At 42.1% G+C, this 11826-nt stretch carries 8 protein-coding genes; 7 read left to right on the top strand and 1 reads right to left on the bottom strand.

Annotated elements, in window-relative coordinates; translation table 11 throughout:
- Positions 1-364: 364 nt before the first annotated feature.
- The gene (locus tag WKT11_RS12580; protein ID WP_117845810.1) at positions 365-1261 is read right to left on the bottom strand and encodes a helix-turn-helix domain-containing protein; all 897 of its coding nucleotides are present in this window, start codon (positions 1259-1261) and stop codon (positions 365-367) included.
- Between the two features lie 411 nt (positions 1262-1672).
- Here WKT11_RS12580 and WKT11_RS12575 point away from each other — a divergent pair, with 411 nt between their 5' ends.
- From WKT11_RS12575 to WKT11_RS12545, 7 genes are all read left to right on the top strand, one after another.
- Positions 1673-2911, top strand: a complete 1239-nt coding sequence (locus WKT11_RS12575; protein ID WP_340284679.1) for a galactokinase — start codon at positions 1673-1675, stop codon at positions 2909-2911.
- A gap of 122 nt (positions 2912-3033) precedes the next feature.
- Entirely contained in the window at positions 3034-4842 is a 1809-nt protein-coding gene (locus WKT11_RS12570; RefSeq protein WP_340284676.1) for a sensor histidine kinase, read from the top strand.
- Between the two features lie 35 nt (positions 4843-4877).
- Positions 4878-6488 carry an AraC family transcriptional regulator gene (locus WKT11_RS12565; RefSeq protein ID WP_242986734.1) on the top strand — a complete coding sequence of 537 codons (1611 nt, stop codon included), beginning with the start codon at positions 4878-4880 and terminating at the stop codon, positions 6486-6488.
- Between the two features lie 402 nt (positions 6489-6890).
- Positions 6891-8033 carry a sugar ABC transporter substrate-binding protein gene (locus tag WKT11_RS12560; protein ID WP_118411131.1) on the top strand — a complete coding sequence of 381 codons (1143 nt, stop codon included), beginning with the start codon at positions 6891-6893 and terminating at the stop codon, positions 8031-8033.
- Positions 8034-8190: 157 nt separating this feature from the next.
- Positions 8191-9129 (top strand): ABC transporter permease, encoded by a 939-nt coding sequence (locus WKT11_RS12555; RefSeq protein WP_117675012.1) that lies wholly within the window; start codon positions 8191-8193, stop codon positions 9127-9129.
- Positions 9130-9140: 11 nt separating this feature from the next.
- Positions 9141-10637, top strand: a complete 1497-nt coding sequence (locus WKT11_RS12550; RefSeq protein ID WP_340284669.1) for a sugar ABC transporter ATP-binding protein — start codon at positions 9141-9143, stop codon at positions 10635-10637.
- Positions 10638-10649: 12 nt separating this feature from the next.
- Entirely contained in the window at positions 10650-11609 is a 960-nt protein-coding gene (locus WKT11_RS12545) for an ABC transporter permease (protein WP_008705206.1), read from the top strand.
- Positions 11610-11826: the final 217 nt, after the last annotated feature.

Genomic DNA, 11826 nt, shown 5'->3' with positions numbered 1-11826 from the left:
CCAGGATTTAAGTTTTGCAGGGTTAGTCTCAGCGCAAATTATTTCTTTTAATTCAGGAGATACGGCAAATTTAGATTCGAGAGAATCAAGGAGAACTTTTTGTTTTCCTTCTGTAGTGTTTTCTTTACGCCCGATGTTTTTTACGTAATCCAGAAACTGTAATAGTTCATCGGGAATATCGGTGCTATTTTTGCCGTGGGCATTGAGATAAATTGTTACAATACCATCATTTATAGAATTACCAGTTTCTCTGCAGACAGTATTTGTAGTATAGCGATAAAGCCCATCACCAAAAGGATCAAAATCACAGATAAAGATGACATAAGTGTCTGGAAGGTTCTCATAGGAATCGCCGGAAATTGTGCTATTCTTTTCTCATATTTTGCTTCCTATATTTTTGTGGACTGCAGCCTTTGACCTTGGAGAAGACCTTAGCGTAGTAGTTGGAGTCTGTGAATCCGGATTTCTGAGCGACTTCCATGATGCTGTCGCCGGAACTTAAGAGAAATTCCAGGCTTCGTTCTACGCGGTATTCCTGCAAAAATGTAAATAAAGATACATTCATGTAGCGCTTAAATAAGCGGCTGCATTCACTTTCGCAGAGGTGGATTTCCTCTGCGATATTTTTCATCTGGATTTTGTTCATATAGTTGTGTTCCAGGTAGTCCATGATTTCACGCATACGATTACGTTCCAGTTTACTGTGTTCAGTATAGGGAAGATCTTCCGGAAGATTTTGCAGCATGCAGCGCCACAGCTTCTGCAAAGTTCCGGTGATATCCAGTTCATAAAAAGCATTCTTTTCTTCATACAGACGTATGATGTCTTTTACATATCCGGCAAAAAGCTGATGCCATGGCTGGGAGTGGTCAATGTAAATTGCGGGAAGTGAGAAGTTCTGTACAAATGGTTCTACATATTTTCGGCGCAGGACGCTTTCATAAGAACCATAAATGATTTTCGGAAGAAAGGTAATGGAAACATATTTTCCATCCTGCATATCTTCCATGAAACCGGCATGAAGGACATTGGCGTTTCCGAGAAGGATATCTCCGGTTTTCATATGGTAAGTACATTGATTTACTTTATAAAGAATCTGACCGTCTAAGACAAGTGTGATCTCTATTTCCGGATGCCAGTGCCATAAAAAAGAACCGGATTTATAGCCGGAAAGCTGCTCGTAGCTTACCAGCAGAGGAAATTCGTCACTGCCGTGTTTTTTGAGTTCTTTTTGCGAGCCATCTGTTATAATTTCCGCCATTATAAAAATCCTCCTGATGCAACATAACATATTTCGGTTCAATCTTGGTTTTCTATATACTTTGAAGCTTATATTCATGTCAAAAGACTTGATGAATGATAAACTGAAAGTAACTATATTTATATTGTACACGCATAGAGCGATAAACGCAAGATTTTACTATTTCTTCCTTAAATTATTAAGGAATTTTCCAGCTCACGAAGGTATACTCAATTCCAAGAGTGAAGCCGTAATAAGGCTGCTTCGTTACTGGTAACAGTAACGGTTACTCCAAACTTTCATACACATATTCCCGTCTGCCGCTGGCTTTTCATACACTGCCACTGTAAACAACGAAAAGTAAGAGTATACAGCTGTTTATAAGCCTGTATATCAGCGGCCAGACCGGAAAATATCCGGAGGATTTTTGAAATGAATATTCCAAATAAAAATGAATTAACACGTATTTACGGCGAAGCAGAGAAAGCAGCAGCCCGTTTTCAGGCAGTCGCTGATCACTTCGCAGAAATTTACCATCATGATACAGCAGAATTTTTCACAGCACCAGGAAGAACAGAGATTATCGGAAACCACACAGATCATAATGGCGGCCGCGTAATCGCAGGAAGTATTGATATGGATACCATTGGTGCCGCTTATCCGAACAACAGCAATATCATCCGCATCACAAGTGAGGGATATGATAAAGAAGTTGTTGTTGATATTGAGAAGCTTTCTGATGTACCGAAGGCTCAGGGAACAGTATCTCTTGTAGCTGGTATGGTAGAAGCTATCCAGAAATTTGGCTTCAAGGTAGCAGGATTTGATGCTTACGTGACAACAAATGTAATCCGTGCAGCAGGTGTAAGTTCTTCTGCATCTTTTGAAATGCTTGTATGTTCTATCATTAACTATTTCTTTAATGATGGTGCAATGACATATATTAACTATGCAAAAGCAGGACAGTACGCTGAGAACGTATACTGGCTGAAAGCTTCCGGATTAATGGATCAGCTTGCATGTGCAGTAGGCGGACCGATTCTTCTTGATTTCTCTGATAAAGAGAACCCGAAATATGAAAAAGTAAACTTCTCCTTCCATGACTATGGTCACCACCTTGTAATCGTAAATACAGGAAAAGGCCATGCTGATTTAAGCCAGGAATACTCTGAAATTCCGATGGAAATGAGAGAGGCAGCAAAAGCAGCAGGTGCAGAACTTCTCTGCGAGACAACTCTTGAAGATGTGCTGGCGCATATGTCTGAGATTGAGAATGACAGAGCAATCTTAAGAGCGATTCATTTCTTCAAAGAGAATGAACGTGTAGAAAGAGCTGCAAAGGCTGTTGAGGAGAAAGACGGAGAGACTGTACTGAGACTTCTCAGCGAATCCGGAAAATCTTCATGGGAATTACTTCAGAACTGTTATCCGATCAAAGCCTACACAGAGCAGAAAATTTCTGTCGCACTTGCTCTTACAGATCTCTTTCTTGAGAAACTGGGAAAAGGTATCTGCCGTATTCATGGTGGCGGATTTGCCGGAGTTATCATGTGCGTAGTACCGGAAGAAGAGACAGAGAATTACGTTTCCTACATTTCTAAATTTGCAGGAAAAGAGAATGTATATCCGATGAATATCCGCGCGGTTGGTGCAGTACATATCGAACTGTAAAAAATATATAGATTCATATTTTAGAAAGCAGTGGGTTCCCGCTGCTTTCTTTTTTCTTTTCAAGGGGAAATTTCTGTATTATAATTATATAAATCACGATAATTTTTGAGGGGATACGGATAATGAAGAAAAGATGGACGATGCGAAAAGCTCTGCTCGTTTTGTGTATCAGCAGCGTAGTATTTGCACTGCTTTTACAGACATTTCTGTTTCATCAGTCATTGCGCAGACAAATCCGGGTGGAGAGTATTTCAGACCATGAGCTGTCGTTGAATAAAATGCAGACAGATCTGTCTGATTTTATTCATACGATACGTGGAGAAATGCTCACAATTTACAGTGAACAGGATCTGATAAGTGCTATGCGCGATGCGGCAGAGAAGGATGCCAGTCTGAAGGACTATTACTGGAGAAGCTGGTATTTTGCGAGAAGACGATTTACGAAGGAGGATCAGGTTCTGGCTATGTATATCTATGATACGAAGGATAATCTGATCAGTAATTATCGTTATAATTCAGTTACTTATCCGAGAAATATTTATAAGGTAGATTATGATGACAATGCAGACCGGGTTTATGATTATGTACATGGGGACCGTACAGACCTGATGATCTCAGGTTATCATAATCCTGTTGCGAAAAAAGATATTATCCGGTTTGTCCTGAAGCTTCATAATTATGATGCAGACAGGAGCAGTCTGGGATATCTTGTCTGTGACATCAACAGTACTGCATTTACCTCTATTATGGCGAAATATGTAGATGTGGAGCAGGTTTGCTTATGGCTTCAGCCATTGAATGACCAGGTAATAGCGATCACCGGTCAGGCTTCAGAAACTCAGCACAGAATCCAAAAGCAGCTTGCGAAGGTAATTGAGGACTATTATAAATCGAATGATCTGGAACAGGAATATGAAGGAAATTACCTGATCCAGGTGCCACAGGAGAATTATAATCTGGAAGCGTTTGTGCTTGTTTCGCAGTCACTTCTTACAGCGGCACAGAAGGCACTGATCAGAACACTTCTTATTATAATGACGGCTATGATTTTTGCCATCATGGTGCTGGTATTGTTTGTATCGCAGTGGATGACAAAACCGGTAGAGGAAATGAGCAGTACGATTACGCGGATTAAGAATGGAGAAACCACACTTCGTGTGCAACCGGTCGGATGGTCACAGGAGCTGACGACTCTGGGTACGGAGTTTAATGAAATGCTTGACCGTATGGAAGTGATGGCACAGGAAGAACTACAGCACAAAATGCTGGTGGAGCGCACAGAATATAAAATGCTTCAGGCACAGATCAATCCGCACTTCCTTTATAATACATTGGACACGATGAGTGGTATCGCGAATGCACAGAATTGTCCGTTGGTAAGTGGAATGTGCCGTTCCCTGTCTGCGATTTTCCGTTATAGTTTGAATATGACGGACGAGCTTTCCACTATGCAGAATGAGATGGCTCATGTGAGAAATTACCTCTATGTAATGGATGTGAGAAATGGCTCTGCGATTGCATATGATTACCAGATAGACAGCGATACACTTCAGGATCAGATGCCGCGAATCTGCATCCAGCCGGTTGTGGAGAATGCACTGTCACATGGGCTTAGAAATGTACGCCGTAAAGACAAGAAGCTTCTGATACGTTCAGAGCATATAGATGAAAACCTGGTCATCACAGTTTCTGATAACGGTGCCGGAATGGATGCAGAATCTATGAACCGGTTGCTGGAACAAAATGATATGAAACGTGTGGAATCTGGTGTTTCTATCGGAATCCTGAATGTCAATGCGCGTCTGAAAAAGCTCTTTGGCGATGAATATGGATTACATATTGAGAGTACAATGGGAGAGGGAACGACGGTAACGATCACTGTGCCGGCTATTGCGACGGAAAACACTGCGAATATCCGATTGACAGAGTGAAGATAACACGGAGGGGAGAAAAGAAATTGAAATCCATGAAATACAAAGTTCTTGCAGCGGACGATGAATTTTGGAGCCGCGAAAATATCCGGAGTCTGATTCCATGGGAAGAATATTCTCTGGAATTTCTGGAGCCAGCCTGCGACGGTGAGGAGGTTATCGAGAGAATCCCGGAGGAGCATCCGGATATTATTCTTACGGATATTAATATGCCATTCTTAAGTGGTCTGGAATTGCTGCAGAAACTTCAGACAGAATATCCGGATATTGTAACGATTGCAATTAGTGGCTATGATGATTTTGAGAAAGTAAAAGGTGTGTTTGTGTCCGGTGGCCTGGATTATCTTCTGAAGCCGGTAGGAAAAGAAGAAATGGTTAAAGTTCTGACCAAAGCACTGGGAGTTCTGGAAGAACGGGAGAATGCAAAAAGGCAGGATGAGACTAGCCGTATTCAGGAGCATAAGCTTTCCTCGTTTTTGGAGGACAGTGAATACTCAGCATTACTTTCCGGAAAGCTGTATGGTCAGTCTGCGGCTCAGACTCATGTATCCAGCACAAGTACTTTCTCAGAAGTAGCTACCCTGATGGTGAAATTTTATAACATTACAGAAATTGCAGAGCGGTTCGACCATGATAATCTTCAGATGTCATGGAAGATTAAGTCGTGTTTAAAAGAACTCACAGGTGATGCCGGAAATCCGATTATTTTTAACAACAGTAATAAAATGAGTGAATTTCTAATCGTAGAGACAGCGGATGCGAAAGCGCTCAAGACACTTGCCGACAATATTCTGAAGGAATTTTCTATGGAAGAGTACGGTCCGGTTTCTGTGGCCATTCATGAACAGACCAGCTCGTTGGATGACATCGGAACGGTTTACAGAGAATTGATTTCTGCGCTGGTTACCCGTCCGTTCAGCAGAAGTCATTGTGTTCTTTTGTGTCCGGAAGATAAAAGTGGTGAGAATCAGACAATCGGGAAGTCAGCACCTGTTCATATGGAAACAGAACTGTATCATTTACTGGAGACAGGGCAGAGATCAGAGACAGAGAAGCTGATCTTTAAGACTTGTAAGTTCGGTGCGTGTGATGACGGTACCTGGAGTTATCTGGATGTGAAACAGTATGTAGGCAGAATTACCGGGATTTTGTACCGTTATGTGCAGGAAAAATGCCCGGAACTTACCGCACAGGCAGAGGAGGCAATGGATAATATTGATTATTATATGAAATGTCTCAATGCACCATCTCTGTTTGCCGCGCTGAAAATTCTGCTGAACAGTTTATGGGAGAACGGAGAAGATAAAGAGTCAGATTCCAATTCCATCGTGCAGCAGGTAGAGCAGATTCACAAATATATTGAACGCTCCTATCATGAAAATATCACCCTTACTGCATTGGCAGAGGAGTATCATATGGATGCCAGCTATCTTTCAAGGATATTCAGCCAGAAATATGGTGAGACAATCATTGCTTTCCTTACCAGAATCAGGATGGAGAAAGCGGCAGAACTTATGAAGGATCAGGATAAGAAACTTGAGACGATTTCGTTCCTGGTGGGATATGACGATTATAATTATTTCAGCAGAGTATTCCGCAAAAAGATGGGAAGCAGCCCGCGGGAGTACAGAAATAATCTTGTCTAATGATAAATGAGCTCATTTAAATATAGCATAGAAAAAGATCTTCTAACGCAGAAGATCTTTTTCTATGTCTGGTACATTCTGGAATATTCCGATATAGTTTTTTTATGATATAACAAAGCTGTGCGGTCAGGATTCTTTCCTATTATTATATATTGGAAAATAACAATAGCAGGATTTAAAAATTGGATAATTTAGCATCATTTTGCACAAGCTATTCATAATTTGTCCAACTTTTATATACAAACTGGTCAAGAATGTGCAACAAAATTTTCCAAATATGTCCTAACTGAACAAAGCCAAAGTATGGTTTAATAGAATCACAGAGGAACGGAAGTCCCGTGAACTTAAACTTCCGCTCACAAAAATCAAAAAAGCAAATTTTTTCAAGGAGGGTTTTACAACATGAAAAAAAGAATGAGAAAAGCCGTTGCTATCGCAGCAACAGCAGCAATGGTTGGTTCCTTGCCAATGAGCGCAGTTACAACACAGGCAGCTGACGACGACATCACAATTGGTGTTTCCATCTGGAGCTCCACAGACGTACTTGGAAGCCAGAGTAAAAAGATCATCGACAAAGCAGCTGATGCTCTTGGTGTTAATGTAATGTATGTTGACCAGGGTCACGTATCTGAGCAGGTTACAGCTTCTGTTGAACAGCTTTGCGCAGCAGGATGTAACGGTATCGTAATCTGTAACTCCGCAGACTCTGAAATGACATCTGCAATCCAGACCTGCGATGCAAACCAGGTTTACCTTACACAGTTCTACCGTATCATCTCCGAAGAGAACAGCCCGGAAGTATATCAGACAGCATGCAACTCCCAGTACTACCTTGGTGCAGTTCATGAAGACGAAGTAACAAATGGTTATACACTGGTTAACCTGCTTCTTGAGAACGGTGACAGAAACATCGGTCTTGAAGCATGGACAGTTGGTGATGCTACCTTCCAGCAGAGATGGAAAGGTTACAAACAGGCAGTTGACGAATGGAACGAAGCTAACCCGGATGATCAGGCAACAATCACAGAGCCTGTATACGCTAACACATCTTCTGAAGAAGGTGCAGCAGCAGCTCTTTCCCTTTACAACTCCAACCCTGATATGGACGCTCTGATCGTTGCAGGTGGCGGCGGTGACCCACTTGTTGGTTCCATCGGTGCTCTGGCAAACGAAGGACTTACAGGAAAGATCGATGTTGTTTCCACAGACTTCCTTGATGACCTTGGTGAGCAGCTTGAATCAGGCGGAATGTTTGCTGAATCAGGCGGACACTTCTGCGACCCGTTATATGCATTCCTTATCACATATAACGCAATCAAAGGCAACTATGTAAAAGATGAAGGATCCTTCGGATATGAGATCCAGTTCCCATACCTGTATGTATCTTCCTCTGAAGACTATGAAAACTACAAGAAATACTTTGTAGATGACGATCCATACACAGATGAAGAACTTGTTGAATTAGCAGGATACAGCTTTGATGATCTGAACAAAGCAGCTACATCACTTTCTATTGAGGATGTTATTTCCCGTCACAGCAACTAATATGATGAACTCATGCTCCACTGCCTTTCCTCCAAAAGGCAGTGGAGAAACTTTTAGAGGTAATTGTTAGTGCCCGCTCGAAGCAAAAGGCCAAACCCTGATGAAGCGTCTGACCTCCTGCTTTTGGCGGGCAAAGAAATGGATAAGGAGAATGGTTATGAAAAAACTCAAACAAAGCCAGTATTATGGGATCGGCCTTCTGGTTCTTATGCTTGTAGTTTTCTGGGCAGTATTTAAAGTACTTGCACCGACTACTTTCGGATCCCCGGCGAAACTGGCCACTTACATGAAATCAGCATTAATTTACGCAGTTGGCGGATGCGGACTCTACTTTATCTGCGTAATGGGACCTTTCGATATGAGCGTTGGTGCCAATATCGTACTTTCATCCATTATCGCCTGCAACGCAAGTGAGAAATTCGGTTATGCCGGTCTTATCATTGCGCCGCTGATCTGTGGTACGATCATTGGTCTCATCAATGGTGTGGTTTATATCAAATTACACATTTCTTCCCTGATCGTTACATGTGCCCTGTCGCTGATATACGAGGCGTTCAGTGTATATGCCACAAACGGAAAGAACGTAATCCTTTCCACAAGCTACAGAGCATTCGGTGATTATCCGGTCAACCTGATCCTGGCACTGATCGCATATCTGCTCTGTGCATTCATCCTGAAATACACAAAAATCGGTACTTACACATACGCAATCGGAAGCAATGAAGTTGTTGCAAAGAACATGGGTGTAAATGTTTCCAAATATAAAATCGTAGCCTTTACTCTTGCAGGTTTCTTCTTCGGACTTCAGGCAATCCTGACAATCAGCTTTGGTACTTCCATGACATCAGCTTCCAACCTTTCCTCTATGAGCCGTAACTTTACTCCTCTGATGGGAACCTTCTTTGGACTGGCATTTAAGAAATACGGCCATCCGGTTATCGCTATCGTGATCGGTGAGATGATCATCCAGCTTATGTTCAACGGTTTCGTTGCACTTGGTGCTCCGACTACTATCCAGAACGTGGTAACAGGTGTTGCACTGCTGGCAATCGTTGCACTGACAACCAAACCGGTTAAAGGTCTTGTAGTAAAATAAGGAGAACGATTATGGGTGAAATATTATTAAGAGCAGAAAATATTGATAAACATTTTGGCATCACACACGCCCTGGACAACGTTTCCTTTACATTCAATAAAGGTGAGATCCACGCACTGATCGGTGAAAATGGTTCCGGTAAATCCACATTGACATCCTGTCTGACAGGCATTTACCAGAAAGATTCCGGTAAGTTTATCCTTGAAGGAAAAGAGATCACCGCAACAAACCAGGTTGAAGCCAACCATCAGGGTGTAGCCATCATCGTACAGGAGATCGGAACACTTTCCGGACTGACTGTGGCAGAGAATATTTTCCTTGGAAACGAGGATCAGTTTACCAAATATGGTATCAAAAATACAGCAGCAATGAACAAGAAAGCCCAGGAATATCTGGACAGCTATGGATTCAATTATATTGATGCAACAAAAGTAATCGACGATTATAATTTCGAGGATCGTAAGTTAGTTGAAATTGTAAAATCTACCTACTTTAATCCGAAGGTTCTGGTTGTAGACGAGACAACAACAGCACTTGGCCAGAAAGGCCGTGAAGAGCTTTTCAAGGTAATGCACAAAGTTCGTGACACAGGAAATTGCGTAATCTTTATTTCCCATGACCTTGAGGAAGTTATTGAGCAGTCTGATAACATCAGTGTACTTCGAGATGGTGTGAAGATCGGTTCCATCACAAAGGAAGAAGCTACACCTGACAGACTGAAAGCCTTAATGGTAGGCCGTGAGATCGGCGACAGCTATTATCGTACAGACTACGGCGAAAAAGTATCTGATGAAGTTGTTCTTTCCGCTAAGAACGTGACAGTAAAAGGACAGATTGAGAATCTGAACCTTGATCTTCACAAAGGTGAGATCCTTGGTATCGGAGGACTTTCCGAATGTGGTATGCATGAGGTTGGAAAGGCACTCTTCGGAGCTTCCTATTTCCGCCAGGGAAGTGTAACCCTGGGAGACGGCACACAGATCAATTCCATTCCGGATGCCATCAAACACAGCATTGCCTATGCTTCCAAAGACAGAGACAATGAGTCTCTGGTCATCAATGACACAATTGGCGATAACATCTGTCTTCCATCTCTGGAGGATCTGAAAACTCATGGATTCCTTCGTGCAAAGACAATGAATGAATTTGCCAATAAATTTGCAAAACAGATGAGTACAAAAATGACAGGCGTTGACCAGTTTGTATCCGCTCTTTCAGGCGGTAACAAACAGAAAGTCGTTCTTGCACGCTGGGTTGGAAAGGACTCCGACCTGATCATCCTTGACTCCCCTACACGTGGTATTGATGTCAAAGTTAAAGCTGATATCTACGCCATGATGAACGATATGAGAAAAAGAGGAAAATCTATTATTATGATCTCTGAAGAAATCATGGAGCTTCTGGGTATGGCAGACCGTATCCTGATCATGAAAGACGGTAAGATCAATGGTGAATTCCTTCGCTCTCCGGATCTGAAAGACACAGATCTGATTGACAATATGATTTAAGGGGGTAAAAAAATGAGTACAACAAAAAAATCAACTGAGCAAGTACCATTTCTGGAACGTCCCATTGTGCGTACTATCCTTCCTATTGCAGGATTCGTGATCATCTGTGTATTATTTGCATTCCTCACAGACGGCAGACTGTTTCAGCCGAAAAATATATCACTGCTTCTGAGCCAGTCATACATGCTGCTGATCTCATCTATCGGCGTGTTCATGGTAATGACAATGGGTGGCCTGGATTTCTCCCAGGGCTCCATGCTTGGTGTTGCTTCCATCGTAGTCTGCTACCTTTCCCATTACAACATGGTTCTGGCAGCTCTGGGTGGTGTGGTAACAGGCGGACTGATCGGACTGATCAATGGTTACTTCAATGTTAAGAGAAAAATCACAAGCTTCATTGTTACAATCTGTACCATGTATCTGTTCCGTGGAGTTTGTGCTTATGCAACAACTAACTCACCTGTTTATGCAGTAAGTGATATTTCCAAATACAACACACTGCCATTCATGCTTACTTTCACAGTGATCATCTTCGTAGTGGCATACCTTGTATTTACTTACACAGGTCTGGGCTCCAGACTGAAAGCAATCGGTGCTGGTGAAACAGCAGCAAGATTCGCAGGTATCCGTGTAGAGACTACAAAGATCCTCGTATTTGTGGCAGCAGGCTGTATCACAGGACTTGCAGCATTTGTAAATGCCATCAAAGTAGGTTCCGTTACATCAACAGCAGGTAATCAGCTGGAAACACAGATCATGATCGCTCTGGTACTTGGCGGAATGCCTGTAAACGGTGGTGCTAAAGTAAGATTCTATAACATCATCCTTGGTGTTATGACATACAAAGTACTTTCCAGTGGTCTGGTAATGCTGATGATGCCGACACAGTTACAGCAGCTCATCCTTGGTATCATCTTCCTGATCGAAGTTGCAATCTTCAGCGACAGAAAGACTGGTATGATCGTTAAATAAAGTTTTGGTTCATGGCTCAGGCTATGGCAGATGGATATTTACGATATTCAATTGTTACAGATGTATATGGCCCTATGAACCTCAGCCATGTATCTGACATATTCTCATTACTATACTTACATAAAAACCCCGTTTCCAGCAGAGAAAATCTGTGGGAGGCGGGGTTTTTGTCGAAAACTTTTTCTTGTTGAATTTGGGTGTTTGCGTTATAATGAGT

The sequence above is a fragment of the Blautia sp. HCN-1074 genome (assembly GCF_037890165.1).
Taxonomy (GTDB): Bacteria; Bacillota; Clostridia; order Lachnospirales; family Lachnospiraceae; genus Blautia_A.
This window is presented reverse-complemented; position numbering and strand designations above follow the sequence as displayed.

Coding starts and splice junctions, on each gene's coding strand:
- WKT11_RS12555 (WP_117675012.1), top strand. CDS start 8,191: ATGAAAAAACTCAAACAAAGCCAGTATTATGGGATCGGCCTTCTGGTT.
- WKT11_RS12580 (WP_117845810.1), bottom strand. CDS start 1,261: ATGGCGGAAATTATAACAGATGGCTCGCAAAAAGAACTCAAAAAACAC.
- WKT11_RS12545 (WP_008705206.1), top strand. CDS start 10,650: ATGAGTACAACAAAAAAATCAACTGAGCAAGTACCATTTCTGGAACGT.
- WKT11_RS12550 (WP_340284669.1), top strand. CDS start 9,141: ATGGGTGAAATATTATTAAGAGCAGAAAATATTGATAAACATTTTGGC.
- WKT11_RS12565 (WP_242986734.1), top strand. CDS start 4,878: ATGAAATACAAAGTTCTTGCAGCGGACGATGAATTTTGGAGCCGCGAA.
- WKT11_RS12575 (WP_340284679.1), top strand. CDS start 1,673: ATGAATATTCCAAATAAAAATGAATTAACACGTATTTACGGCGAAGCA.
- WKT11_RS12560 (WP_118411131.1), top strand. CDS start 6,891: ATGAAAAAAAGAATGAGAAAAGCCGTTGCTATCGCAGCAACAGCAGCA.
- WKT11_RS12570 (WP_340284676.1), top strand. CDS start 3,034: ATGAAGAAAAGATGGACGATGCGAAAAGCTCTGCTCGTTTTGTGTATC.